We start from the raw sequence: 26,485 nt of genomic DNA, 5'->3' as shown, positions 1-26,485 counted from the left end.
ACCGATGTTTTGGCCAATAGCCCGCCCCCAAAGCCCTCGCTCCACGCTCCTCGTTCACCCTCTCTTAGCGAGAAGTTGATAGGCGTTGTTAATCGACGCTCAACGAACGAGTCGGACATGCGCTCGCCCCTCGGCCTCAGGATGCGGATCACGGTTGCACTGGCGCTGACGGCGGCGGCCACCGCGCTGATTGCCGTGCTCGGCGCCATGTGGATCATCGCAGGCATCATCGACCGCGCCGACCAACGCGAGCTGCGCAGCCATTATGACGCGCTGCTGTCGCGGATCGCGGAAGAGTCCCATCGCGCCGCTGCCATGAGCGCGGTGGTGGCCGCGATGCCGGCGACGCAGGAGGCGATGGCCAAGCAGGACCGCGAGGCGCTGGTGCGCCTGTTCGGGCCGGTGTTCGCCGCCACCAAATCGGAGTACGGCGTCGAGCAGTTCCAGTTCCACACGCCACCGGCGACGTCTTTCCTGCGCGTGCACCAGCCGGCGAAGTTCGGCGACGACCTCTCGAGTTTCCGCAAGACCGTCGTCGACGCCAATCAAGCGCACAAGGTCGTCGTCGGCCTCGAAGGCGGCGTCGCCGGGCTCGGTATCCGCGGCGTGGTGCCGATCGCGCAAGCCGGCAGACATCTCGGCTCGGTGGAATTCGGCCTGACCTTCGGCCAGTCCTTCCTCGACGATTTCAAGACCAACCGCCATGTCGACATCGCCTTCCATCTCGCTGACGGCGCGAGCTTCAAGCTGTTCGGCGGCACGCTGAAGGGCATGAGCTTCTTCGACGCGGCGGATTATGGCCGCGCCGCCGGTGGCGATTTCACGGTGCGGCAGGCCAAGCTCGACACCATGCCGATCGCCGCACTGCTCGGCCCCGTCAAGGACTTTTCCGGAAAGCCGCTCGGTGCCGTCGAGCTGGTGATGGACAACGCCGAATACGTGGCCTCGGCCGACCGCGCCTGGATGCTCGCAATCGCCATCGCCGCGCTCGGGCTCGTGCTGGCTGCGATCGTCGGCTATCTCATCGCCCGCGGCATCTCGCGGCCGATCCTCTCCATCACGAGCGTGATGCGCGAGCTCGCGGACGGACGGCTCGACGTCGCTGTTCCCGAAAGCAAGGCGAACGACGAAGTCGGCGCGATGGTGAAGGCGGTCGCGGTGTTCCGCGACAATGCGGTGAATTTCAGCAAGCTCCAGGACGATCAACGCGAGGCCAAGACACAGTCCGAGGCCGAGAAGCGGCGCGCCTTTGCCGCCCTCGCCGACAATTTCGAGGCCAGCATCCGCGATGTCGTCACCACGGTGTCCTCGGCCGCGGTCGAGATGGAGCACACTGCGCGCTCGATGTCCGATATCGTCGACCAGTCGCGCAATCAGACCCGCGCGGTCTCCTCGGCCTCGGCGCTGGCCTCGGAGAACGTGCAGACGGTCGCGGCCGCGGCGGAGGAATTGTCCTCGTCGATGACCGAGATCAGCCGCCGTCTCGCGCATGCGACCGAGGTGGTGGGCAAGGCCGCGAGCGACGGACGACAGTCCAACGAACGGGTGCAGAGCCTGGCGGATGCCGCTCAGAAATCGGCGACGTCGTCTCCTTCATCAACGGTATCGCCGGACAGACCAATCTGTTGGCGCTGAATGCGACGATCGAAGCGGCGCGCGCGGGTGAAGCCGGCCGCGGCTTCGCGGTGGTCGCCTCCGAAGTCAAGGCGCTCGCGACCCAGACCGCCAAGGCGACGGAAGAAATCGGCGCACAGGTGACGGCCGTTCAGGGCGAGACCACCGGCGCCGTCGAGGGCATCCAGTCGATCTGCGCGACGATCCAGCAGGTCGACGAAATCTCCGCAGCGATCGCGGCGGCCGTTGGCCAGCAGGGCACGGCGACGCAGGAGATCGCGCAGAACGTTCAGCAGGCCGCCGCGCGCACCGGCGAGGTCTCGCAGAACATCGCCGGCGTCACCGACGGCATCGCCGCCACGGGCACGGCCGCGGAAGAGGTGCTGGTCTCGGCGATCGAATTGTCAAAACAGTCGCAGCGGCTGCGCGACGAGGTGGATCGTTTCCTCGCGCAGATTCGCGCAGCGTAGCCCTATCCCTTAACACCTACCATCACATCGATAGCGCCTTTCACGATCGCCTCGAGATCCTTGCGCGAGACGCGCGCGCGGGAGCGGATCGCGATGGTGTGGACGGTTGCTGATGCCAGCTGCGCCAGCGCGGCCGGATCGGCGCTTTCCGGCAACTCGCCCTTTTCCTTGGCGCGGCGGAAGCAACTCGCGAATGCCTTGTCGAGGTCGGCGAGCCCCTCCAGCACCATGGCGCGAATCTCCGGATCGCCGACCGCTTCGGACGCGGCCGTCACCACCGTGAAGCAGCCGCGCGGGCCGGTCTCGCCGGAGAGATAGATGTCCAGCGCCGCGGCATAGATGCGCTCCAACCGCTGGCGCACCGGCATCTCCTGGCGAAAGATATCGACCATGCGCGCGCGCGCGTCCTCGCGGTAGCGCTGATAGCTCTTGATGTAGAGTTCGCGCTTGTCGCCGAAGGCACCGTAAAGGCTCGGCCGGTTCATGCCGGTGGCCTCGCTGAGATCGTCGAGCGACGTCGCGGCAAAGCCCTGCCTGCGGAAGAGATCCAGCGCCTTGCCGAGCGCGACGTCGGGCTCATAGGCGCGCGGCCGTCCGCGGCGCTTAGGTTCAGCACGGCGCTCGGATTCATTGGCAGCAGCTGGCGGCTTTGATTTTTGTACCATCTCGCAAATTAATCCTTGACCAACCCCATATTATGCAAGATAGTACAAAAATCAATCTGGCCAGGTTGAGCGACACTCACAAAAGAGAATTGCCCAAGGAGGCCCACGATGGATCTTTATTTCTCGCCACTCGCCTGCTCCATGGCGACGCGCATCGCGCTCTATGAGGCCGGCGCCGAGGCGAATTATCTCGAAGTCGATCCGCCGACCAAGAAAGTACTCAATGACGGCTCCGACTTTCGCACTGTCAACCCGATCGGCCTGGTGCCGACGCTGCGCACCGGCGACGGCGTGGTGCTGACCGAGAACGCGGCGATCCTGCAATATGTCGCCGAGCGTTTTCCGCAATCGGGTCTCGGCGCGAGCGCTGGCATCGAGCGGAGCCGGCTGCATCAATGGCTCTGCTTCATCGGCACCGAGCTGCACAAGGGCCTGTTCATACCCGTGCTCGACCGCAAGGCGCCGCAGGAAGCGAAGGCCTATGTGCTGGAGAAGAACCTGTCGCGGCTCGACTATCTCGACAACTATCTAAAGGGACGCGAGTTCCTGCTCGATCATTTCAGCGTGGCGGACGCTTATCTCGTCACGGTCATCAATTGGACCATGGCGACGCCGCCGATCGAACTCGCCAAATGGCCGAACGTGAAGGCGTATTACGAGCGCCTGCGCCAGCGGCCGTCGATTGCGAAAGCGATCGCGGAGGAGTTCGAGCTGTACAAGGCCGAACAGGCGCGGAAGAAGGCGGCGGCGTAAGGCCAGTTCATCAGGACATCGTCCCGGCCGCCAAGGCCGGGACGAAACATTTTCAGTGGCTCACCGCGCATAGCCATACACAGCGGCGGCATTTTCTGAAGACACGAGACCGCTCTCGATATCCTCCTTGACGGCCGCACGATCGCGCTCCGCTGGCGCACCGATGCCGGCACCACCGGGCGTCAGCACGACGAGGCGATCATCCGGCGGCACCTGCTGAAAGCCCTTGCCGCGCAGCTTCTTTCCGGACTTGAGTCCGACATAGCCGGCCTCGCCGTTCTGGCCGCCATCGCGGCCGCGCGGCGGATGATCGATCCGATCGAACGCGGCTAGGATGTCGAACGGCGCATCGACGCCGCTGCCGACCTCGATGATCTGGCCAAGGCCGCCGCGGGTGCGCCCCGCCCCGCCGGAATCGGGGCGCAGCTCCTTGCGCCAGAAGATCAGCGGCGTCTGCGTCTCCGCAATCTCGACCGGCGTGCCACGCACGCCGCTCGGATATGCGGTCGCGGACAGGCCATCCTTGCCGAACCGCGCGCCGGTGCCGCCGTTCGAGGTCACCGCCATGGAGAATCCGTAATTGCCACCAACGCCCGACCGGGTCTGTCCGCGCACGTTGAGATTCCACAGGCACGAGGTGCCTTCCGCGGGCACGCGCTCCGGAATGATCTGGCGCAGGCAGCCGAACACGACGTCCGGCAGCATCTGACCAACGATGTGGCGCGAGGCGACCGGCGCAGGTTTTGGCGCGTTCAGGATCGCGCCCGCTGGCGCCGACACCGTCAGCGGCGACAGCGAGCCGGCATTGTTCGGAATCTGGGAAGCAACGACGCAGCCGAGGCCGAACACGGTGTAGGCCGTGGTGTAGGACAAGGGCACGTTGATGCCGAACTTGGAGGCGGGCGAGGTGCCGTCAAAATCGACGTGAATGCCTTCGTCCGAAATCGTCAGGGTCGCCGCCAGCGTCACCGGCGCGTCGTAGCCGTCGACCACCATGGTATTTCGCCAACTGCCCTTCGGCAGCTTGGCGATCTCGGCAAGCACCGCCTCGCGCGAGCGGTCGCAGATGTAGTCGCCGAGCGCGTCGAGCGTGTCGATGCCGAACTCGGTCATCATCTCGACCAGCCGCTCGCAGCCGACGTCGTTGCAGCCGGCGAGCGAATAGGTGTCGCCCTCGGTGTCTACAGGCAGCCGCGTGTTGGTGCGGATCATCGCCATCAGCGTCTCGTTGACGACGCCCTGGTCGATCAGCTTCAGCATCGGGATATAAAGCCCCTCCATGAACACGTCGGTGGCATCAGGCCCGAAGCCGATGCCGCCGATGTCCATGAGGTGGCTGGTGCAGGAGAACAGCGCGACGACCTTGCCGTGCTTGAAGCAGGGCGTGGTGACGACGAAGTCGTTGAGATGGCCGGTGCCCATCCAAGGATCGTTGGTGATGTAGGCGTCGCCCTCCTTCATTGTGTCGAGCGGGAAGTGGTTGATGAAGTGCTTGACCGATTCCGCCATCGAGTTGACGTGGCCGGGCGTGCCGGTCACCGCCTGCGCCAGCATCCGCCCCCTGAGGTCGAACACGCCGGCCGAGAGATCGCCGCATTCGCGCACGATCGGGCTGAATGCGGTGCGGAGCAGCACCTGCGCCTGCTCCTCGACCACGGCGATCAGCCGGTGCCACATGATCTGAAGGTCGATCAGGCTCGCGCCATTTGCCTTGCTCATGATCAGGCCGCCTTCCGTTCCATGACGATGCTGCCGGCGCCGTCGATATGGGCGTCAAAACTGGTGGAGACGAAGGTGGAGGTTTCATCCTCCGCAATCACGGCGGGACCCGCAATCGTCGCGCCCGGCGCCATGTCCTCGCGGCGGTAGAGCGGGATCTCGATCACCTCCCCTGCCCGGCCGTCGAAAAATTTGCGGCTGCCTGACGCTTTGCCCGCGGGCTTGCGCGTGACGGCCGCAACCGTGGGAGGATTGCGCGCTTCGGTGGTCGCAAGCACCGACCAGCTTAGCACCTCGATCGCAGCACCCGGGATCGGCCGCTCGAACATGGCCGAATAATCCGCCTCGAACTTCTGGCGCAGGCCGGCGAGATCCGCTGATGTCAGCGGCCGGTTCGGCAATTCAACCGTGATCTCGTGGCCCTGGCCGACATAGCGCATGAACGCCGCACGGCGCTCGCGCACCGGTGCGCCGGCAGCGCCGGGCTCGACCAGCGCACGCGCTTCGGTCACCATCTCCTGAAGCAGGTCGGAGACTGCACCCGTGTCGAAATCGTCAAGCCTGACGTGGCGGCTGCGCACGAGTTCATAGGCGATGGGCGCCGCGAGGAAGCCGACCGCCGAGCCGACGCCGGCATTGGACGGCACGATCACACGGGACACGCCGATCTTCTCGGCAACACGCGCGGCATGCAGGGGTGCTGCGCCACCAAAGGCGATCAGCGTGTGCTGGCCGACGATCTCGCCGCGTTCGACGGCGTGCACGCGGGCCGCACTGGCCATGTTCTCGCAGACGACTTCGTGCACGGCATAGGCCGCGGTTTCCGCCGACAGGCCCAGCGGCTCACCGACGCTGCGTAGCAGTGCCTGCTTCGAAAGCCCCGGATCAAGCTTGATCGTGCCGCCGGCAAAAGCGTCGGGATCGATCATGCCGAGCGCAACGTCGGCATCCGTCACGGCCGGGCGCTGGCCGCCGCGGCCATAGCAGGCAGGGCCCGGATCCGATGATGCACTTTCGGGGCCGACGGTGACACGCTTCATGGCATCGACATGCGCGATCGAGCCGCCGCCGGCGCCGATCTCGACCATCTCGATCACGGGAATGCGCACCGGCAGGCCCGAGCCTTTGAGGAAGCGCGCCGCGCGATCGACCTCGAACACGCGCGAGGTCTCGGGCTGATATTTCTCGATCAGGCATATCTTTGCAGTGGTGCCGCCCATGTCGAAGGAAAGCACTTTGCTCTCGCCGAGCCGCGCTGCGATCTGCGCCGCGAAAATGGCGCCGCCGGCAGGGCCGGATTCGACGAGGCGCACCGGAAAGCGCCGCGCCGTTTCGATCGAGGTAACGCCTCCGCCGGAGGTGACGAGATAGATGGCGCCACGGAACTGCTCGACCTGCAAGGCGTCGGCCATGCGGGCGAGATAGCCGTCGATCAGCGGCTGCACATAGGCATTCGCAACCGCGGTGGACGTGCGCTCGTATTCGCGAATCTCCGGACACACGGCCGATGACACCGTTACCGAAATGCCGGGCATCTCTTCACTGATGATCGCGGCTGCCCGGCGTTCGTGCTCGGGATTGGCGTAAGAGTGCAGGAAGGCGATCGCGACGCTCTCGACCTTCAGCTCACGCAATTTCGGCGCGAGCGCGCGCACGGCTGCTTCATCGAGCGGGAGGCGAACCGCGCCATGCGCGTCAATGCGCTCAGGCACGGTGAAGCGCAGGCTGCGCGGCGCCAGCGGCTTCGGCTTGTCGATGCCGAGATCGTACTGGTCGTAGCGGCTTTCGGTGCCGATATCGAGCACATCGCGAAAGCCGTCGGTCGCAATCAATGCAGTCCTGGCGCCGCGTCGCTCGATGATGGCGTTGGTCGCCAGCGTCGTGCCGTGAATGAAGACATCGATGTCGCTGGTATGCGCGCGCGCATCGGTGAGAATGAGGCGCATCCCATCCAGCACTGCCTGCTCCGGCCGTTGCGGCGTCGTCAGCACTTTGCGGGTTTTGCGCACCTCGCCCACGTCCAGCACGATGTCGGTGAACGTGCCACCGATATCGACGGCAAGCCGCACTTCGGCTCCCTCAAGCATTCCAAATTCTCCGTGCTGATCGTCAAAACTCAGGGCGAAAATGCAGCAATTCCCATGCCATCGGTCGTGATGGCAATGCTGCGCCAAGCCATTCTGCTTGGCACCTATGCGATAAGCAAGGCATGTTCGCCGCTCGCGTGATCAGAGCAGGAATGCAAGCGCCGCCTCGCAGCGCTCCTCGACCTTGAGCGTGAGGAGATCGTCGGCGCGGGTGCGTCCGAGATTGACCGCCGCGATCGGGATCTGCCGATCCGCCGCAGCCCTTACGAAGCGGAAGCCGGAATAAACCATCAGCGATGAGCCGACGATCAGCATCGCATCAGCCTGCGCCAGATGGTCCTGCGCGGTCGCGACCACGTCACGCGGAACGTTCTCGCCGAAGAACACGACGTCGGGCTTGAGGATGCCGCCGCAGGCCTCGCAAGGAGGCACGTTGAACGACGAGAATTCTGCATGCTCCAGATCGGCGTCGCCATCAGGCGCATCGGCGGCGTCGAGCGTCAACCATTCCGCGTTGGCGCGGCCGAGCGCAGCCTGGAATTCGTTGCGCGGCGTCTTGCGGCCGCAGCCCATGCAGTGAACCAGGTCGAGCCGTCCGTGCAAATCGATCACTTGCCGGTGGCCGGCGGATTGATGCAGCCGGTCGACATTCTGGGTCAGCAGCATCTCGCACCGCCCGCTCGCCTCGAGCTGGGCGAGCGCATGATGCGCATCGTTCGGCCGGGCCTGGCCGAACCGCCGCCATCCGATCAAGCTGCGCGCCCAATAGCGCTGGCGCGTATGCTCTTCCGACATGAAGGCCTGGAAATTGACCGGCTGGGTCCGCTTCCAATTGCCGTGGCTGTCGCGATAGTCGGGAATGCCCGAATTGGTGCTGCAGCCCGCACCGGTCAGCACGAACAGACGTTCGTGCCGGCCGACGAAATCTTGAAGCGCAGGGTTTGTCATGGCGCAGATGTAGTCTGCGGCGCGGCATTTTGCCAGATCACCCGCGCTCCACCCCGCTCACCTTGATGACGGCGTCGATCAGGCGGATTTCGCTCGTCATGAGCTTGTAGAGCTTGGCGAGCGCTGCGGGGCATTGGCGCCTTCAATCACACACTATAACAATGAACATGCCGGCTGCGAAACTTCAACCGTATGAATGATGCAAGGCTCCGTGCGCGAAGCGGCGGTGTGCAGTTGCGGATGGCTTACGTTGTGATCGATTTGTCGTTTCGTTGAGCAGCATTGCGCGACATCGCAACGGCCGGTGATTATTTCGAAGGGACACTCGGCTTTGGTGGCGAAGCCTGCTTTTGCGAGACCACGGCCTTGCCGGGCGCGGCTTCAGGCGCGGCAGGTGCGACCGGCGCGGACTGTCCGACTGACAGCGACACGCCGAACACGCGCCATTGTCCTTCGACCGGCGCGAACAGCAGTTCGAAATTCACCTGAGACGGCACAGACGGGAAAAATCCTGCCATGTGCAACAATCCGTTCGGCTCGATCTGCGGCAACAACGACAATTGCGGATCGATGACGGCAACGCCGGAGAGATCGAGCTTGTCGCCGCGCTGCTTGGCAAAGATTTCCGCAAGCCTGGCTGCGGTGTTGATCTGGAAGCCGGGAGCGCCGAGGTCGCGCAGCACGGTGTAGTTCCCGGTCTTGTTGGCTTGGTCGAGCGCCAGCAGCGTCGAGCGGATCAGCATCAGCACGCCGTTGCGGTCGATGTTGGCGGGCTTGGGCGCCGGTTGCTGTTGTGGCGACGCCTGATGCGGCTGCGGCGGCGTCTGCTGCGCGGATGATGTCGTCACCACCCCCAGGATCAGCAGCGCGAGAATCACAAGCCCAAGTCCTGCCCCAAGTCCCGCACTCAGCCAACGCAGCGTCATGACGAACGCGTTCTTCCTACCACTGGATCGAGACCGCACCGCGCCCGCCCGCAACATTGCGCTCGAGCCCAATGCCGCCGCCGGCATTGGCAATGACCGCATAGCTCTTGCCGTCATAAAGCAGCGCGGTGGCGCCGAGCGCAAACGCATTGGCGCCCTCGAAATTGCCGTAGCCGGCGGAGAGCGCGAATTTGCGGCCCGGCTGCAGCGCCGGCATCGAACCGGCCGCGAGAGCGACGGCGGTACCGCTGCGCGCCTCGAGCCGGTTATCCATCACCTGCGACTGCAACGAGGTCACCTGCGACTGGAGCGAGGTGATGCTCGCCGGGTTGAAGCTCGATGTCGCGAGATTACCTGCTGCGTCGGTGGTGACGAAGGACACCGGACCGCTCTGCGCTGCAAGGCTCGCCGCGGACGTCACGCCGGCCATGCGATAGGTGTTGCCTGCGGTGCCGATCGCGACCTGGTTGGCGGCGGTGGCCGTTGCGCCGGATCCGATGGCGGTGGAGTTCGCAAAGCCTGTGGTGGCGCCAGTCCCGATCGCGGTGGCATTGGATGCCGAGGCGACCGCACCATTGCCGAATGCGGAACTGCCCGCGGCGGCACTTGCCTTCGCCCCATCGCCGACGGCGGTGTTGCCGAGCGCGGCCGCCGAATTTGCGCCGATCGCGATCGATCCGGTCGCGACCGCGCCGGTGCCGATGGCAATCGCATTCGCGCCGGTGCCGGCATTCGCGCCATCGCCGATCGCGACGGCACTCGCCCCGGTGGCATGGGAGTTGTTGCCGGCTGCGAAGGAATTGCCGCCGGTTGCGGTGGTCGTGTTGCCCATGGCGACAGCATTTGCGGCGCCGGCGCTGGCGCCGCTCCCAAGGGCCATCGAGGACGCTCCCGCCGACGCACTGTTAATGCCGATCGCTATCGATCTGTCGCCGGAAGACTGTGCACCCAGGCCGGTCGTTCCGTCGCCGCCACCTCCGATCGCGACACCAAAGTTTCCTGTGGAAATGGCCGAGTAGTTTACACCTGCCGTTATGACGCCGGAGCCGATTGCAGTGCTGTATTGGCCGGCTCCGAACAAGCTGCTGTTGGCGTTTGCGCCGATGCTCGTTGCGCCTACCCCGCTCCCGAAGCCGGCGCCAGCTCCCACCGAAGTGCCTCCGGCTGCGGCGGTAGCCACAGAGCCAATCGCTGTCGCGCCCAGGCTGGCGCTGCCGTTTGCGACCGCGTTACCACACGCAAGATCGCGAGGACCTACGGCGACCCCGCTGCCGCAATTCTGTTGGGCCGAGGCTGGACCGGCTAAAGTCACAGATGCCGCGACAAACGCTATTGCGGCAATCGAGCGGACAGAAATGCTCAAAAATTGAGCGGCACTCGCGGCAGATCTGACAAGGCCATAGTGAAAGAGGGCTCTCGGGTCTAAGACCGAGATGGCGAGCGCGGCCGCGCCACCAGCGGATCTGATCAGACGAAACATTGCTTCAGTGATCACACGGGGCATTTGCGAATCTCAACTCCAAGGCGGTTGGCCGGGCCCGACCGCGCGACTGTGGGCCAAGGCGACGGGCCCGACATCAACCATTCGGTTGAAGTCGGCAGTGAACCTGCCGCTGGGGATCTTGCTTTTTGCAGACTGTTGCTGAATGGCATCGGAATGCGTCGCGATAGGAAACATCTGTCACAATGCCCAAGGAAGCGGCAGGAAGGCATCAGCAAACAAACCGATCTTCACGATCTCGCGCTTTGAACTTCGAAAACAATTTGCGATGTTCGCGCAGATCAAATTGCGGCCGTATGTTATGCTGCAGTAGTCAGGCGCGAATGCCGAGAATACCCGGAAATGCATGCTCGATACGATTTGGGTTGGCCGTGACGTCTGAGGCCTCAATGCTCTCAGAGCTGATCGGCGAAATTTACGACGCGGCACTTGATCCGACCTTGTGGATGCGGGCGCTGGAGCGCTCCTGCAATTTCGTCGGCGGCTCTTCGGCCGTACTGTATTGGCACGATGTCGCCAGCGAAAGTTCGGCCGCACTGCATTTGTTCAACGACGACCCACATTACACGCGGCTATATTTCGAGAAATACATGCCGATGAACCCGGTATTCCCGGCGGCAACCTTCATCGAATCCGGATTGATCTATACGCCGACCGACATCGTTCCCGAACCTGAGCTTCTCGATACACGCTTCCACAGGGAATGGGTCGAGCCGCAGGGGATCGCCGACGTCATCTGCGTCAACCTGGAAAAGGGGACGACGAGTTCCTCGGTGCTCAACATCCGCAGGGATAACACGCACGGGATCGTCGATGACGCGGCGAGACAGCGGGCGGCGCTGATCGTGCCGCATTTTCAGCGCGCGGTTGCGATCGGCCGCTTGTTCGATCAACGCAAGACTGCACAGGCGGTCCTCACCGAAACTCTCGACAATGTCGAAGCCGCCATCTTCCTGTTGGGGCTGAACGGCCGGATCGTCTTCGTGAACGGGCTGGCGCGTGCCATGCTCGACGAGGGCGCGCTGCTGTACGAGCGGCGCGGAGCGTTGACGGCCGTCGCGCCCGACGCGCAGCGCATGCTCCGCGACCTCGTGGCGGCAGCCGAGAGCGGCGACCTGATGGCTGGCGGCCAAGGCGCGGCGATACCGCTTTCGGATTCACCAGCACGCCGCTGGTTCGCGCATGTTTTGCCTCTGACGGCAGGCGACCGCCAACGGGCCGGCGCGGTGCATTCGGCGGTTGCGGCGGTGTTCGTTCGCCGGACGTCGCCGTCCAGCCCGCCGCCGCTGGAAGCGCTGGGAAAGCTGTACAGCCTCACGGCGAGCGAAATCCGCGTGCTCGACGCCATCATGAAGGTTAGCGGTGTGCAGGCTCTGGCCGATCGACTGGGATTGTCGCAGGCGACTGTGAAAACCCACCTTCACAATATCTTCCGCAAGACCGGAACCGCACGCCAGAGTGAACTGGTGAAGCTGATTGCCGGCTTCGAACAGCCGACTACCCGTTGATCTTCAGCGGAGATTGTCAGCGCACGCCTAGCTCGCCCAGTTCTCCCTGAACTCAGGGAACAGTGTCAGGCCTCCGCAGGCATAGATCGTCTGCCCGGTGATGTAGCTGGCATCATCCGAGGCGAGGAACGCGAACACGGCCGCGATCTCTTCCGGCGTGCCGACGCGACCGAGCGGGATGTGGCTGGTGACGTCGCCGCGCTTGTCGGCGTCGCCGGTCCAGGCCGCATTGATCGGCGTGTCGATGGCGCCGGGCCCGACCGCATTGACGCGGATGCCGCGGCCAGCAAATTCCAGCGCCAGCGTGCGCGTCAGGTTGGCCATGCCGCCCTTGCTGATCGAATAAGCGAGATAGCCGGGTTTTGGAATGATCTGGTGGACGCTGGAGCAGTTGATGATGCTGCCGCCTCCGCCACGCGCGACGAAATGCGCGAGCGCCTTCTGCGCGCAGAGCACGGCACCGTTGAGATTGACGTCGATGATGCGGCGGTAGGTTTCGATGTCGAGCGCCTCGCTCGGCGATTCCCGCTGGAAACCGGCATTGTTGACGAGACAGTCGAGGCGCTTCCAGCGCGCCAGCACCGTCTCGAACATCGCACCGACCTCATGCTCGCTGCTGACATCGGCCTTGACGATGACATGGTCGAGCTTGCCGTGGCCGCGATCGCCCGATCCCGTCCTTGCCAGCGCCAGCGTCTCCTCGGCCTTCCCGGGATGATCGAGATAGTTGATGGCCACGGTCGCGCCTTCCTGGGCGAGCCTGACAGCAACGGCGCGGCCGATGCCCTGGGACGCACCGGTCACCAGCGCATATCGGCCGAGGAGGCGAGAGGGAAAGGTGGTTGAGAGATCGGTCTGTGGCATGAGTTGTCTCCGGTGTGCCTCATCATGGACGGAACCAGAGTTTTGTTCCATCCGCCAGTGCATCCCTGGGATTCATTCCGCGCGGCGCGCGATCGGAGAGGTCAGGATCTGATAGAGAATGATCGCGCCGAAGGTGGCGGTGCCGATTCCGCCGATCGTGAATGCACCGAATTTCAGTGTGAGATCGCCGGCGCCTGCGGTCAGCGCCACGGCGACGGTGATCAGGTTCGCAGGGTTGGCGAAATCGACCTTGTTCTCGACCCAGATTCGGCCCGCCATTGCCGCGATCAATCCGAACAGCACGATCGAAAGGCCGCCAATGACGGGACCGGGGATCGACAGGATCAGCGCGCCGAATTTCGGCGAGAAGCCGAGCAGGACCGAGACGCTCGCGGCGAAGGCAAACAGCAAGGTCGAATAGACCTTCGTCGCCGCCATGACGCCGATGTTCTCGGCATAGGTGGTCACCCCGGTGCCGCCGCCGCAAGCGGCCACGATGGTCGCGAGGCTGTCGGCGAACAGCGCGCGGCCGAGATAGCCATCGAGGCTCCGGCCCGTCATGGCGCCGACGGCCTTGATGTGACCGAGGTTCTCGGCGACGAGGATGACCGCAACCGGCGCAATCAGGAAGATCGCATCGGCGTGGAAGGTCGGCGTCGTGAAGTTCGGCAGGCCGAACCACGGCGCGGCCGAGAGCTGCGTGAAGTCGATCGGTTTGCCGAAGCCCAGGCCGTTCGCGAACAACAGATACAAAAGATATCCGCCGATCGCGCCAAGGATGATCGGCAGACGGCGCCACAGGCCCGGCGCGGCCACGGCGACCACGCCGATGACCAGAACGGTCGCGAGCCCGATCCAGGTCTCGAACGCGTTCGCGCTTACCGCCTTGACGGCCACGGGCGCGAGGTTGAGGCCGATCGCGGCGACCACGGCGCCGGTGACGGCCGGCGGCATCAGGCGCTCGACCCAGCCGATTCCCGCCCACATCACGACCAGCGCGATCACACCGTACAGCACACCAGCCGCGACGATGCCGCCGAGCGCAACCGACAGGTTCGGATTCGGCCCATGCCCGGCATAGCCGGTGGCGGCGAGGACGACGGCGATGAACGCGAAGCTCGAGCCGAGATAGCTCGGCACGCGCCCGGCGACGATGACGAAGAAGATCAGCGTGCCGATGCCGGAGAACAGGACCGCAACATTGGGATCGAACCCCATCAGCAACGGCGCGATGATCGTCGACCCCGACATTGCAACGCAATGCTGGAGACCGGAGACAATGGTCTGGCCCCATGACAGCCGCTCCTCCGGCATGATCACGCCGGAGGTCTTCAGCTTCCAACGCGGAAAATAGCTATGCGCCTGCTCGTTCGAGCTCGTTGCGTTCGACATGTTCCCCCCCAATTGCGGTGCAGCGATTGATCTTCGTGCGATCCGACAAAAATGTGATTGTTGCTTATGCGGCGAACATCACATGATGTAAATCATGCAAGATCAATGCGTTCCGGGGCTTATCCTATGACACAGATTGCGATCCAGCCAGCCGTTCACCGCCGGCACCAGCCCTGGTACAAGATCCTCTACATCCAGGTGCTGATCGCGATCGTGCTCGGCGTGCTGATCGGCTATTTCTATCCGGACCTGGGCAAGGCGCTGAAGCCGCTCGGAGACGGCTTCATCGCGCTGATCAAGATGATGATCGCGCCGGTGATCTTCTGCACCGTGGTGCACGGCATCTCCTCGATGGGCGACCTCAAGCGCGTCGGCCGGGTCGGACTGAAGTCGCTGATTTACTTCGAGACGGTCTCGACAGTCGCGCTCGCCATCGGCCTGCTGGTCGGCGAGATTCTCCAGCCCGGGCGCGGCTTCAACATCGATCCCGCCACCATCGATCCGAAATCAGTGGCAACCTACGTGACCAAGGCCCACGAAGATGGCATCGTCGCCCATCTGATGGCCATCATCCCCGACAGCTATGTGGGCGCGATCGCGCGCGGCGACCTCTTGCAGGTGCTGCTGGTCTCGATCCTCTCGGGCTTCGCGATCGCCTTCCTCGGCAAGGCCGGCGAGCCGATCGCGGAGGCGATCGACAAAGCCGCAAAGATGTTCTTCGGCATCATCCGCATCATCGTGCGCGTGGCGCCGATCGGCGCCTTCGGCGCGATGGCGTTCACCGTCGGCGCCTACGGCCTCGGCTCGCTGCTCAACCTCGCCGCCCTGATCGGCACGTTCTACCTCACCAGCATCCTGTTCGTGCTCATCGTGCTCGGTTCGATCGCGCGGCTTGCCGGATTCTCGATCATCCGCTTCATCGCCTACATCAAGGACGAGCTACTGATCGTGCTCGGCACCTCGTCCTCGGAGACGGTGCTGCCGCAGATGATCCAGAAGATGGAGCATCTCGGCGCCTCGCGCTCGGTGGTCGGCCTCGTGATCCCGACCGGTTACAGCTTCAACCTCGACGGCACCAACATCTACATGACGCTGGCGACGCTGTTCCTGGCGCAGGCGACCAACACGCATCTGACCATCTGGCAGGAGCTCGGCATTCTGGGCATCGCCATGATCACCTCGAAGGGCGCATCCGGCGTGACGGGTGCCGGCTTCATCACGCTCGCCGCGACGCTCTCGATCGTGCCTGATATACCGATCCAGTCGATCGCGATTTTGGTCGGCATCGACAAATTCATGAGCGAGTGCCGCGCGCTGACCAACCTGATCGGCAATGGCGTCGCCTGCGTCGTCATCAGCATCTCCGAGGGCGAGCTGGATCGAGAGGCGCTACACGAGACGATGGCGCATCCGCTGGAGATGGGCGAAGCGTTGGAGCCTGGCGGCAGCGCCTAGGCGCTGCGACGCGCAGGCAGGCGCAACTCGGTTCCGATGCGGTAGTTTCCCGGAGTGGTCAATTGGTGAGGCACGCGTCACAACAGCGGTGTTGGGATCACCGATTGATACTCATTCATTCCACCCGACGCGCTGGGGGCAGAGCGTCGGGTTTTTGAAAGATTGCCAGCACGATCCGCGAGCCGGGATCAGATGATCCCGCCATTGGCGCGCAGCACCTGCCCGTTGATCCAGCCACCATCGGGGCCAGCGAGGAACGAGACCGCGGCAGCGACGTCCGTGGGCTGACCGAGCCGCTCCAAGGGCGGGAGCTTGGCGAGGTGATCGATCACCTCCGGCGTCTTGCCATCCAGAAACAGCTTCGTTGCGGTCGGCCCGGGTGCCACGGCATTCACAGTAAGATTGCGGCCGCGCAGCTCCTTGGCCAGCACATGGGTCAGAGCCTCGACCGCCGCCTTGGTCGCGGCATAGATGCCGTAGGTCGGCGACAAGAGACCGGCCTGGCTCGACGACAGATTGACGATGCGGCCGCCATGGCGCAGCCGACGCGCCGCCTCGCGCAGCGTGTTGAATGTGCCTTTCAGGTTGATCGCGATCTGGCTGTCGAAGGCGGCATCGTCGGCATCGGCAATCGCCGCCAGCCGCATGACACCGGCATTGTTGACGAGCACATCGACGCCGCCGAACGCGCTCTCCGCCGCGTCGAACATGTGCGTCACGGCGGCTGCGTCGCTGACGTCGGCCTGCGCGGTGATGGCCCGGCCGCCGGCCTGCGCGATCTTGCCGGCCACCGCCTCTGCTTCAGCTGCACTGCCGGCATAGTTGATCACGACTGCAAAGCCGTCGCCGGCGAGCCGCTCGGCAATCGCCGCGCCAATGCCGCGCGAGCTACCGGTGACGATTGCGACCTTCTTGCTTGCGTTGGACATTTGCCTTCTCCGTGGTTCCCGGCCGCTGCTTGCGGCTGACACGAGAGGATTTGCCCCTTATCCGGCGAAAGATAATCAGTCGGCGGCCGGTATCATTGTTCTGCCAGGTCGAACAATCACCCTGAGGCGGCGAGATCGACCCGGCGCGTGACCCCGATGGCCTGCAGGAACGCCTCGTCATGGCTGACGACGAGCAGTGCGCCGTCGTAGGCCCTCAGGCCAGCTTCCACGGCTTCGATCGACTCGAGATCCAGATGATTGGTCGGCTCATCCAGGATCAGCAGCGACGGCGGCGTCGATCCGCCAAGTACGCAGGCGAGCCCCGCACGAAACAGCTGCCCGCCGCTCAGGCTGCCGACGATCTGCAAGGCCGCACTGGCGCGGAACATGAAGCGCGCCAGCGCGGCATAACATTCGTTTGCACCCGCCTTCGGATTGATGCGCCCGAAATTGTCGAAGATCGATATCGAGGGATCGAGCAGGCTGACATTCTGGTCAAACAGCGCGAAGTCCGGCCTGACCCGCACGTTGCCAGAGACAGGGCGCAGTTCTCCTGCGATCAGTCTCAGTAGCGTCGTCTTGCCGGAGCCGTTGGGCCCGACAAGCGCGACGCGCTCCGGACCGACGATGGTGAGCGAGAGATCGCGCAGGACCGGTTGCTCCGGCTGGTAGAAGGCACTGACGCGATCGAGCCAAACCACCTCCCGCCCCGCCGGCAGCTGGGTCGAGGGCAGTTTCACGGACAGCGGCTGAAGGATCTCGATGCGCCGCCGCGCGGTGTCGACCGCTTCAAGCGCCTCCGCGCACCGCCGCTCAGTGATCTGCGCAGTCTTGCCGCCGCTGTCTTCGCTGCGATCCCTGCGCGCGCCCGCCAGGATGCGCGGCATATCGCCTTTGGCGCGCTTCTTCTTGCCGCCGCTGTCCTTGCGCGCCTTGCGTTCGATGGCCTCCTGCGCCTTGCCGTCGATCTCGGACAGGTGCTTCTCGGCATGCGCGAGGTCGTGCCTGACGGCCGCGAGCTCGACGGACTTCTGCGCGCGAAAGCTGCTCCAGTTGCCGCCATAGCGCGTCGCTCCGAGCGAGGTCAGCTCGACGATGGCATCCATCGTCTCGAGCAGGGCCCGGTCATGGCTGACGACAATCGCGCCACCGCGCCAGGCGGCCAGCAGATCGATCACGGCACGGCGTCCGTCCCGATCGAGATTGTTGGTGGGCTCGTCCAGCAGCAGGAAGTCCGGCTCGGCAAACAGCAGCGCGGCGAGACGAACGCGCGTGACCTGCCCGCCCGACAAGCGGTCCAATTCCGTGCCGGGCGCGATATCGAACCCAACGCGGGCTAGGGCGGATGCGAGCCGGGTCTCGAGAGTCCAGTCGACATCGGCAACATCTTCGGTCGAGGCATCGCCGCACTCGGCACGGCGAAGCAGGTCCAAGGCATCGCGCGCGCCGAAGAGGTCGACGACCGTCGCACCGGCACGGAGCTGGGCGTCCTGACGCAGAAGCCCGACCGTTCCGTTGACGATCACACGCCCCGACTGCGGAACGTGCTCGCCCGTGATCGCGCCGAGCAGAGTTGTCTTGCCGACGCCATTGCGGCCGACGAGGCCGGCTCGTTCGGCGCCGAAGGTCAGATCGATGTTGGAGAGGAGAGAACGGCCGTCAGGCGTGGACTGTGACAGGCGCGACAGGATAATTGAAGCAGGCATGGAATTCCCCGTGAGCAAAGCGGATCGGCGTTGCGGTCGGGGTAAAATCCATGGCTGCGAATATCCCTGTTGAGAGACTGTCTTACTAATCCCGCAAAGGGGCGAGATCAAGTCGCGGTTGGTCCTCTTAGAGCGTGGAGGGATGAAAGCGATCGATGCCGAGTTCACTGATTCGGGTCTGGGTGCCGCCGTTGACGATCAGCTCCGCCATCACGGCACCGGCGCCGGGGCCGAGCTGAAAACCGTGCAGTGAGAAGCCGAACTGGTGATAGAGACCCTTGTGGCGGCTGCTCGGCCCGAACACGGGAATGTCGTCCTTCATCTTTGCCTCGATGCCGGCCCAGGCGCGCACGATGGTGGCGCTGCGCATCACTGGAAACAGCTCGAACACGGTACGCGCGCTGGTCGCGAGGCTCTTCCAGTCCAGCACCGTCTCGTTGCGGTCCTGGTACGGCGTCGCCAGATGACCGCCACCGATCAGCACGGTGCCATTGGTGAATTGCTTGAAGGAGAGCTTTCGCCCGCGGAGGATCACGACGGGGTCGATGAAGTGCGGCACGCGCGAGGTGATCATCAGCATCGGCGCCACGGTCTCGACCGGCACGGGTTCGCCGAGTGCGGCTGCGATCTTGCCGGCCCAGGCACCGGCGGCGTTGACGAGCACCGGCGCGGCAAAGGTTTCAGCGCCGACAGCGACGTACCAGAGACCGTCGCTGTAGCGGATGTTGCTAGCGGCTACGCCCTCGCGCACGGTCGCGCCAAGCTGCTGGGCCTTGCGCCGGAACGCCGTCGTCGTCTGCGCCGGATTGGCCGCGCCATCACGGCGCGAGACCACGCCGCCGGGACAGGTTTCGGCGACCGCAGGCACGAGCCTCCGCAGTTCAGTCGCGTCGATCAGCTCTTCATGGGTGAAGCCGAGCGCGTTGAGCTCGGCGACGCGCGCGCGGCAGACCGCGAGTTCCTCCTCGTTTTCCGCGACCAGCACCTGACCGTGGCTTTCAAAGCTGCAATCGTCGTCGAGGAGATCCTTGATCTTCTCCCAGATTCCCATCGAGCGGATCGAGAGCGGGATTTCGGGAATATGCCGCGCGAGCTGGCGCACGCCGCCGGCATTGACGCCGGACGCGTGGCGGCCGGCATAGTCCTTCTCGATCAGCACCGGCTTCAGGCCGGCAAGGCACAGATGCAGCGCGGTCGAGCATCCGTGGATGCCGCCGCCGACGACGATCGCATCCACGGTCTGGGTCATCCGCGCACCACGGCCTTGATATCGGCCTCGCTCTTCGGAACGGCGGCAAGCTCGGCGAGCGTGATCGGCTTCACCGGCGCGCGCAGCCGGTAATAGCCGATCTCCTGTGGAGTCTTGCCGCGCGCCTGCGCCATCAGCTCGGTCACGGTAAGGCCGCAGAGCCGGCCCTGGCACGGGCCCATGCCGGTGCGGCGATAGGCCTTGAGCTGATTGGGCCCGGTCGCGCCGATCGCAACGGAATCGAGAACGTCCTTTGCGGTGACCTCCTCGCAGCGGCAGACGATGGTGTCGCCGGAGGGAATGCGGAACTGCGGCGACGGGCGGAACAGCGTGTCGAGGAAGACGCGGCCGCGCTCGGCCTTGGCGAGATCGGCGCGGAGCGTCGCCATCGCGGGAAGCTTCGCAGCGGCGGCGGCCGCCAGTGCTTCCACCGCCGCGCGCGCCGCGATGCGACCGCGGACCACGGCGGCATTCGCGCCGCCAATGCCGGCGCCGTCGCCGGCGATCGCGATGCCGGGAACGGACGAATTGCCGCTGGCATCGAGGACTGGCGACCAGCACAACTGCAAATCGTCCCAGCGATGCTCAACGTCTGCGGACATCGCAAGGTTGACATTGGGCACGACGCCCTGATGCAACAGCAGGAGATCCGCAGGGATGGTCTCGCGCTTGCCGCCCGCGACATAGCTGACGCTCGTGAGCTGACCATCGCCGGTCGCGGCAAGCTCGGTGACCCCAGAGACGACCCGCACCTTCGCCTTCACTTCGCGCATCATCGACAGGCCCTTGGTGAAATAGGGCGAGGTCAGGAAGGCGAAGGCGTGCGGCAGCGCGGCCAAGTAATTGCCGCGCTCGGTGGTGTCGAGGATGCGGTCGATGCGGCCGCCGAGGCGCAAAATCTGCGCGGCGAGCAGCCAGAGCAGCGGCCCCTGCCCCGCGATCACGGTGCGGCCATCAGGCACCAGCGCCGACGATTTCAGCATGGTCTGCGCCGCGCCCGCGGTCATCACGCCCGGCAATGTCCAGCCTGGAATCGGAAACGGCCGCTCCAGCGCACCGGTGGCAAGGATCACGCGCTTCGCCCTGACGAAGGCGGACGCGCCACCGATCGAGACGGCGATATCGAGGTTGCGGTCGAGGCTCCAGACCGTGGCACGATGGATGACCTCAGCACTGCTCGCGCGGAGCGACTGCACGAGATCGGCACCGGCCCAATAGTCGGCACCAAGCTGGCTGCGCTCGGTCACCGGCGTGGACGAGATGGCGCGAAACACCTGGCCACCGGGACCGATGTTCTCGTCGAGCAGCAGCGTCGTGAGACCTGCTTCGGCGGAGGTCGCGGCGGCCGCGAGGCCCGCAGGCCCGGCGCCGATCACCACGACATCGTAGGCTTCGCGCTTGGGAGCCACAGTCATCTTCCGATCTCCCGCTTGCCCTTCTGAATCTCGATCTGCATGCCCTCGGCGACGGGCACGAGGCAGCCTTGTCTGTTGCCGACGCCATCGATGGTGACGAGGCAGTCGAAGCACACGCCCATCATGCAATAGGGCAACCGCGGCGCGCCGCTCACTGCCGTGGAACGTCGCACGTCCCGACCGGAAGCCAATAGCGCGGCGGAGACGGTGTCGCCCACGCGTGCCGCGACGGCAACGCCGTCGACGAAGATTTGGACCTGCGGTCGGTTGTCCTGTTCGGATCGTCTAAACATGGGATGCCTCTTGGCTCCTTCAGTATCTCTAGTAGCCGCTGCTGTTCGCCGCGCCCGCGCCGCCAAAGCGGCTGGCCGAGAACGCGCCGACCAGCTCCGGCTCGAGCGCGCCTTGCGCGACCATGCGTGCGATCTCGAAGGCGTGGTTGGAGGCCAGCGTCACGCCGGAATGGCAGCAGGCGACGAAGGCGCCGGGATAGGTCTCGGACTGGTCGTAGATCGGAAAGCCGTCCTGCGGCATGACGCGGATGCCGGCCCAGCTCCTGACAATGTTGAGCCGCGCGAGATGTGGAAACATCCGCTGCGCGCGATCGGTCATCACCGCGCTGATCGGATGTTTCAGCGCGCGGTCGTCGAGCTCATCCTCCTTGCTGTCGCCGATCATCACCGTGCCCTCGTCGGTCTGGCGGATCGTGGTCAGCGGATGCGGCAGGAACGGCATGGTGCGCTCGGTGACCACGATCTGGCCGCGGGTCGGCCCCATCGGCGCGTAAAGACCGACCATTGGCGCGAGCGTCTGGTTGGCATTGCCGGCCGCGAGCACGATTTTGGCGGCGCGCAGTTCGCCCTTCGGCGTGGTCAGGCGGAATTCGCCGCCACTCTTGCTGATCGCCGAAACCGGCTGCTCCGGGAAATAGTCGATGCCGAATGCCTTGAAGCCGGTGTGGAAGGCGCGGAAGGTGCGCAGCGAATTGACGTGGCCATCGAGCGGACAATAGCTGCCGCCGGAGACTTCGGGGCCGATCAGCGGCAGCGCTTTCTTCACTTCGGACGCGGACAGCATCTCCATCTTGTAGTCGGCCGCACCGGTCTGGTTGTGCATGCGCCTGACCAGCTCGGCGCGCTGGCCGAATTCGTCATCGCCGAGCGTGAGATGGAAGCCGCCATTTTGTTGGAGCGAAACATCGAGGCCGGTTTGTTGCTTCAACTCGGACGCAAGCCCGCCCCACGCCTGCGACGCCTGCACGGTCCAGACCGTATAGGCCGGCATGCCCAAGCCTTTGCTCTGGACCCAGACCAGCGCAAAATTCGCGCGGGAGGCCCGCTTGGTGATGTCGCCTTCGTCGAGCACGGCGACGCTCTTGCCGAGCCGGCCGAGGCCCCAGGCAATTGCGGAGCCGAGCAATCCGCCGCCGACGACGGCGACGTCATAGTCCCTGGACATGGGTTCTCCTATCGTCCCGGATCGCCCTTGCCGGCGAGCACACGGTCGAGCCCGTAGAAACGGTCGAGCAGAATGAGGGCGGTCATGGTGATCGCGATCACGCAGGCCGAGACCGACGTCACCAGCGGATCGATGTTGTCCTGGATATAAAGAAACATGCGCACCGGCAACGTCTCGGTGCCGGGTGCCGCGAGAAAGACAGTCATGGTGAGATCGTCGAAGGACTGGATGAAGGCAAGCGCCCAGCCGCTGATGACGCCGGGCAGGATCAGCGGCAGCGTCACGCGCCGAAATAGCGTCCAGCCGCCCGCGCCGAGCGAGACCGCGGCCATCTCGACCGAAAGATCCATGCCGGTCGCCGCCGCCAGCGTCAGCCGCAGCGCGAACGGAAACACGATGATGACATGCGCGATGATCAGCGCGGCAAAACTGCCGCCGAGGCCAGCCGAGGTGAAGAAGCGCAGGAAGGCGATGCCGAGCACGACATGAGGGATCATCAGCGGCGACAGGAACAGCGCCGCGAGCGCATCGCGGCCGCGGAAGCGATAGCGCGCGATCGCCAGTGCCGCGGGCACCGCGAATAGAAGCGCGACAAACGACGACAGCGCACCGAGCCCAAGGCTGACCCAGAAGGCGTGGATGAATTCGGGATAGTTCGCGATCGCCCTGAACCAGCGCAGCGAAAAGCCGTTGCTCGGCAGCGACAGAAAACCCTCGGGCGTGAAGGCGACGAGGCAGACCACCAGGATCGGCGCCACCATGACGATGACGAAGATGGCGTGGAAGATCAGTGCGAGCGGGCCATTCCGTCTCATCGGAACACCTCCGCGTAGCGGCGCTCGATCAGCGCGTTGCTGCCGACGACGATCAGCACCAGCGCCACCAGCAGCAATGTGGCCACAGCGGCGCCAAGCGGCCAGTTCAGCGTATTGAGGAATTCGTCATAGGCGAGCGTCGCCGCGACCTTGAGCCGGCGGCCGCCGATGATCGCCGGTGTCGCGAAGGCGCTGGCCGAGAGCGAGAACACGATGATCGCGCCCGACAGCACGCCCGGCATGATCTGCGGCATGATGATGCGGCGGATGATGGTGACCGGGCCCGCGCCGAGCGACATCGCGGCATTCTCGATCTGCGGATCGAGCCGCTGCAGCGCCGCCCACACCGACAGCACCATGAACGGCATCATCACATGGGCAAGCGCAACGACCATGCCCGTTTCGGTGAACATGAAGGGAATGGGTGAGCGGATTACGCCGAGCGACATCAGCAGCTTGTTGACGAGGCCGTTGTTGCCGCCGAACAGCAGCGCCCAGCCGAGCGTGCGCGCCACCACGGAGATCAAGAGCGGCCCGAGAATGACCAGCAGGAAAAAGCTCTTCCAGCGGCCGCTCATGCGATTGAGGATGTAGGCCTCGGGTGCGCCGAGCAAAGCCGTGAGCAGCGTGGTCAGGATCGCGATGCGAAACGTCCGCCGGAACATCTCAGCGTAATAGGGATCGGTCGCGATCTCCTGCCAGTTCTTGAGGATGAAGACCGGTTCGATGCCCTTGTACTGGCCCCAATCGTGGAACGACAGCATGACGGTCATCGCCAGCGGGATCAGCAGCACGCCAACGAACAGCATCAAGGCAGGCGCCGTCAGCGCCCACGGCGCACGCGCGTTGCGCTCCTCGGCGACAGTGCTCATCCCCCGGTCCTCGCACGCACGCTCATGTCTTCGGGCCGCCAGGTGAGGCGAACGGCCTCGCCTTCAGTCGGCTGCGGCTTACCGTCATTCTGACGGATCACGATCGCCGGGCCGCATTCGCTGTCGCACTGGAAGAGCCAGTGATTGCCCTGAAAGATGCGCGTGAGAATCTTTGCGCCGAGGCCCGCATCGCCAAAGCCGATTCTTTCAGGACGAATGCTGACGGTGACGGGGCCGCTAAGCCCCGCTGGCGCCGGCGCGCTCCAGGAGCCCGCCACCAACCGCACCGGGGTCGCAGTCCGATCGATCGTCCCGGCAAAATCGTTGGTCTTGCCCAAAAACTGCGAGACGAAGGCGGAGGCCGGCTTCTCATAGGTCTCCTGCGGCGTGCCGATCTGCTCGATGCGGCCCTGGCTCATCACCACGATGCGGTCGGACAGCGACATCGCCTCGTTCTGGTCGTGGGTGACCAGGATCGTGGTGGTGCCGATGGTGCGCTGGATCTGGCGCAGCTCGATCTGCATCTCCTCGCGCAGCTTTGCGTCGAGATTGGACAGCGGCTCGTCGAGCAGCAGCACGCTCGGCTTGATCACCAGCGCACGCGCCAGCGCCACGCGCTGCTGCTGACCGCCGGACATGCGGCGCGGATGGCGGTCCTCGTAACCGGCGAGGCCCACCATCGCGAGCGCGGCGCGAACACGCTCGGCCCTGTCAGCGCGCGGCACATTGCGCATCTCGAGGCCGAAGGCGACATTCTCCGCCGCAGTCATGTGCGGAAACAACGCGTAGCTCTGGAACACGATGCCGAGCCCGCGCTTGGCCGGATGGATCGCGGTGAGATCCTTGTCCTCCAGGCGGATTGCGCCGCGCGTGGGATCGAGGAAGCCCGCGATCATCTGCAACGTCGTGGTCTTGCCGCAGCCGGACGGGCCAAGGAAGGAGATGAACTCCCCCTTGCCCACCGCGAGACTGAAGTCATCGACCACAGTCTGCGCGCCGAACTGTTTGGCGACCCGATCGAGCTCGAGATAGGCCATACGCTGTCTCCGCTGCAGATGATCAGATCAGCGCTCGACCTCGCGATTCCAGCGCTTGGTCCATTCCTCGCGCTTTTCGTTGATGACCGTCCAGTCCGGATTATAGAGCTTTGCCGCGCGCTCGCCGATCGGCGCCATCTTGCCAAGCTCCGGCGGCACCACCAGCGATTTTAGCACCGGGCCGTAGCCATAGTCCTTCAGCATCACGAGCTGGATTTTTGGATCGAGCAGCATCTTCACGAAGCTGGACGCCAGCGGCGACGCATTGGGCTTCGAGATCGGACACGCCGTGGTCAACAGCGTCGCCGCGCCCTCCTTCGGATAGACGAAGTCGACGGGAAAGCCGGTATTGGCAAAGCTCTGCACGCGGCCGGTGCCCCACACCGCGATCACCGCCTGGCCGGACTGGAACAGCTCAGTCATCTTGCCAGGCGACGGCTCATAGGCGAGCACGTTCGGATTGATCTGCTCCTTGAAGATCTTGAAGCCGGAATCGACGTTGGACTCGCCGCCGCCATTCATCTTCGACAGCATCACCAACGCTTCGAGGCCATAGGTATTGTTGATCGGCGGAATGACCAGCTGCTTGGCGTATTTCGTGTCCTTCAGATCATTCCACGAGGTCGGCGGCGCCCAGCCTTTCTCGACGAACACCTTGGTGTTGTACATCAGACCGGTCGCGACGATGCCGATCGCGACCGCGCGATCGTCCTTGAAGCGCGCGGTGTCGTAGAGATCGGCCGGCAGGCCGTCGAGCTTGCCGCAGAAGCCGAGCTGGATCGCTTGGTACATCGGGCCGTCGTCGACGATGGCGACGTCGATCTGCTGGTTGCCCTTCTGCGCCTGCAGCTTCGCCAGCGTGTCGGTGGAGTTGCCGGCGACGTATTCGACCTTGACGCCGTTCTCCCTCTCGAAGGTCGGAATCACCTCGTCGCGGATCGTCTTCTCGAACGAGCCGCCATAGCCGGCGACGTAGAGCGTCTTTTGCTGGGCCGAAGCAGGGGCGGCGATGAGCGTCGCGATGATAACCGCTGTCAGAAGGCTGAGAGTCTTCATGTGGTCCGATCTCCAATGCCGGAATGAGGTGACGTGCCGACGAGTC

At 64.7% G+C, this 26,485-nt stretch carries 22 protein-coding genes and 1 pseudogene; 5 read left to right on the top strand and 18 right to left on the bottom strand.

Annotated elements, in window-relative coordinates; all coding sequences use genetic code 11:
- The first annotated feature begins 117 nt into the window (after window positions 1–117).
- Window positions 118–2,084 (top strand): annotated as a pseudogene (locus YUA_RS44510) (cache domain-containing protein).
- A gap of 2 nt (window positions 2,085–2,086) precedes the next feature.
- Here YUA_RS44510 and YUA_RS0120600 read toward each other — a convergent pair.
- Window positions 2,087–2,749 carry a TetR/AcrR family transcriptional regulator gene (locus YUA_RS0120600; protein WP_027532413.1) on the bottom strand — a complete coding sequence of 221 codons (663 nt, stop codon included), beginning with the start codon at window positions 2,747–2,749 and terminating at the stop codon, window positions 2,087–2,089.
- A 108-nt stretch (window positions 2,750–2,857) separates the two neighbouring features.
- Here YUA_RS0120600 and YUA_RS0120595 point away from each other — a divergent pair, with 108 nt between their 5' ends.
- A complete protein-coding gene (locus YUA_RS0120595; RefSeq protein ID WP_027532412.1) occupies window positions 2,858–3,502 on the top strand; it encodes a glutathione binding-like protein in 645 nt (214 codons plus the stop codon).
- Window positions 3,503–3,562: 60 nt separating this feature from the next.
- On the opposite strand, the gene YUA_RS0120590 is transcribed toward YUA_RS0120595, so the two are convergent.
- Together YUA_RS0120590 and YUA_RS0120585 are read right to left on the bottom strand one after the other, a co-directional pair.
- The gene (locus YUA_RS0120590) at window positions 3,563–5,221 is read right to left on the bottom strand and encodes a hydantoinase B/oxoprolinase family protein (protein WP_027532411.1); all 1,659 of its coding nucleotides are present in this window, start codon (window positions 5,219–5,221) and stop codon (window positions 3,563–3,565) included.
- A gap of 2 nt (window positions 5,222–5,223) precedes the next feature.
- Window positions 5,224–7,308 carry a hydantoinase/oxoprolinase family protein gene (locus YUA_RS0120585; RefSeq protein WP_027532410.1) on the bottom strand — a complete coding sequence of 695 codons (2,085 nt, stop codon included), beginning with the start codon at window positions 7,306–7,308 and terminating at the stop codon, window positions 5,224–5,226.
- Window positions 7,309–7,320: 12 nt separating this feature from the next.
- Between YUA_RS0120585 and YUA_RS52335 the strand changes: the two genes are divergently transcribed.
- Entirely contained in the window at window positions 7,321–7,449 is a 129-nt protein-coding gene (locus YUA_RS52335; RefSeq protein WP_256375378.1) for a hypothetical protein, read from the top strand.
- Here the strand turns inward: YUA_RS52335 and YUA_RS0120575 are convergent, their stop codons facing one another.
- The 3 genes from YUA_RS0120575 to YUA_RS52625 all read right to left on the bottom strand — a co-directional run bounded on the left by YUA_RS0120575 (window position 7,450) and on the right by YUA_RS52625 (window position 10,662).
- Window positions 7,450–8,256: an NAD-dependent protein deacetylase gene (locus YUA_RS0120575; protein ID WP_027532409.1), complete on the bottom strand. Its 807-nt coding sequence runs from the start codon at window positions 8,254–8,256 to the stop codon at window positions 7,450–7,452.
- A gap of 308 nt (window positions 8,257–8,564) precedes the next feature.
- Complete coding sequence (locus YUA_RS0120570; RefSeq protein WP_027532408.1) at window positions 8,565–9,182, bottom strand: hypothetical protein; 618 nt, start codon at window positions 9,180–9,182, stop codon at window positions 8,565–8,567.
- A 16-nt stretch (window positions 9,183–9,198) separates the two neighbouring features.
- Window positions 9,199–10,662, bottom strand: a complete 1,464-nt coding sequence (locus tag YUA_RS52625; RefSeq protein ID WP_371259904.1) for a YadA family autotransporter adhesin — start codon at window positions 10,660–10,662, stop codon at window positions 9,199–9,201.
- A gap of 467 nt (window positions 10,663–11,129) precedes the next feature.
- On the opposite strand from YUA_RS52625, the gene YUA_RS0120555 reads away from it, so the two are divergent.
- Window positions 11,130–12,191, top strand: a complete 1,062-nt coding sequence (locus YUA_RS0120555) for a helix-turn-helix transcriptional regulator (protein ID WP_245285208.1) — start codon at window positions 11,130–11,132, stop codon at window positions 12,189–12,191.
- 27 nt (window positions 12,192–12,218) lie between these two features.
- Here the strand turns inward: YUA_RS0120555 and YUA_RS0120550 are convergent, their stop codons facing one another.
- Window positions 12,219–13,055 carry an SDR family oxidoreductase gene (locus YUA_RS0120550; RefSeq protein WP_027532406.1) on the bottom strand — a complete coding sequence of 279 codons (837 nt, stop codon included), beginning with the start codon at window positions 13,053–13,055 and terminating at the stop codon, window positions 12,219–12,221.
- 72 nt (window positions 13,056–13,127) lie between these two features.
- Window positions 13,128–14,447 (bottom strand): solute carrier family 23 protein, encoded by a 1,320-nt coding sequence (locus YUA_RS0120545; RefSeq protein WP_027532405.1) that lies wholly within the window; start codon window positions 14,445–14,447, stop codon window positions 13,128–13,130.
- A gap of 126 nt (window positions 14,448–14,573) precedes the next feature.
- On the opposite strand from YUA_RS0120545, the gene YUA_RS0120540 reads away from it, so the two are divergent.
- Window positions 14,574–15,902: a dicarboxylate/amino acid:cation symporter gene (locus YUA_RS0120540; protein ID WP_027532404.1), complete on the top strand. Its 1,329-nt coding sequence runs from the start codon at window positions 14,574–14,576 to the stop codon at window positions 15,900–15,902.
- Between the two features lie 188 nt (window positions 15,903–16,090).
- Here the strand turns inward: YUA_RS0120540 and YUA_RS0120535 are convergent, their stop codons facing one another.
- From YUA_RS0120535 to YUA_RS0120490, 10 genes are all read right to left on the bottom strand, one after another.
- Window positions 16,091–16,831 carry an SDR family oxidoreductase gene (locus tag YUA_RS0120535; protein WP_027532403.1) on the bottom strand — a complete coding sequence of 247 codons (741 nt, stop codon included), beginning with the start codon at window positions 16,829–16,831 and terminating at the stop codon, window positions 16,091–16,093.
- Window positions 16,832–16,947: 116 nt separating this feature from the next.
- On the bottom strand, window positions 16,948–18,537 hold the full coding sequence (locus YUA_RS0120530) for an ABC-F family ATP-binding cassette domain-containing protein (protein ID WP_027532402.1): 1,590 nt from the start codon (window positions 18,535–18,537) through the stop codon (window positions 16,948–16,950).
- Window positions 18,538–18,664: 127 nt separating this feature from the next.
- Window positions 18,665–19,786, bottom strand: coding sequence for an FAD-binding oxidoreductase (locus YUA_RS0120525; RefSeq protein ID WP_027532401.1), 1,122 nt, complete (start codon window positions 19,784–19,786; stop codon window positions 18,665–18,667).
- Window positions 19,783–21,201, bottom strand: coding sequence for an NAD(P)/FAD-dependent oxidoreductase (locus YUA_RS0120520; RefSeq protein ID WP_027532400.1), 1,419 nt, complete (start codon window positions 21,199–21,201; stop codon window positions 19,783–19,785). The genes YUA_RS0120525 and YUA_RS0120520 overlap by 4 nt, the downstream gene beginning before the upstream one ends.
- Window positions 21,198–21,494, bottom strand: coding sequence for a (2Fe-2S)-binding protein (locus YUA_RS0120515; protein WP_027532399.1), 297 nt, complete (start codon window positions 21,492–21,494; stop codon window positions 21,198–21,200). Before YUA_RS0120515 ends, YUA_RS0120520 begins: the two co-directional genes overlap by 4 nt.
- Before the next feature lie 28 nt (window positions 21,495–21,522).
- Window positions 21,523–22,659, bottom strand: a complete 1,137-nt coding sequence (locus YUA_RS0120510) for an FAD-binding oxidoreductase (RefSeq protein WP_027532398.1) — start codon at window positions 22,657–22,659, stop codon at window positions 21,523–21,525.
- Window positions 22,660–22,667: 8 nt separating this feature from the next.
- A complete protein-coding gene (locus tag YUA_RS0120505) occupies window positions 22,668–23,474 on the bottom strand; it encodes an ABC transporter permease (RefSeq protein WP_027532397.1) in 807 nt (268 codons plus the stop codon).
- Complete coding sequence (locus YUA_RS0120500) at window positions 23,471–24,346, bottom strand: ABC transporter permease (protein ID WP_027532396.1); 876 nt, start codon at window positions 24,344–24,346, stop codon at window positions 23,471–23,473. The genes YUA_RS0120505 and YUA_RS0120500 overlap by 4 nt, the downstream gene beginning before the upstream one ends.
- Complete coding sequence (locus YUA_RS0120495; protein WP_027532395.1) at window positions 24,343–25,383, bottom strand: ABC transporter ATP-binding protein; 1,041 nt, start codon at window positions 25,381–25,383, stop codon at window positions 24,343–24,345. Before YUA_RS0120495 ends, YUA_RS0120500 begins: the two co-directional genes overlap by 4 nt.
- A 27-nt stretch (window positions 25,384–25,410) precedes the next feature.
- Complete coding sequence (locus YUA_RS0120490; RefSeq protein ID WP_027532394.1) at window positions 25,411–26,439, bottom strand: ABC transporter substrate-binding protein; 1,029 nt, start codon at window positions 26,437–26,439, stop codon at window positions 25,411–25,413.
- Between the last annotated feature and the right edge of the window lie 46 nt (window positions 26,440–26,485).

The sequence above is a fragment of the Bradyrhizobium sp. WSM3983 genome (assembly GCF_000473045.1).
In the GTDB taxonomy this organism is placed as follows: domain Bacteria; phylum Pseudomonadota; class Alphaproteobacteria; order Rhizobiales; family Xanthobacteraceae; genus Bradyrhizobium.
This window is presented reverse-complemented; position numbering and strand designations above follow the sequence as displayed.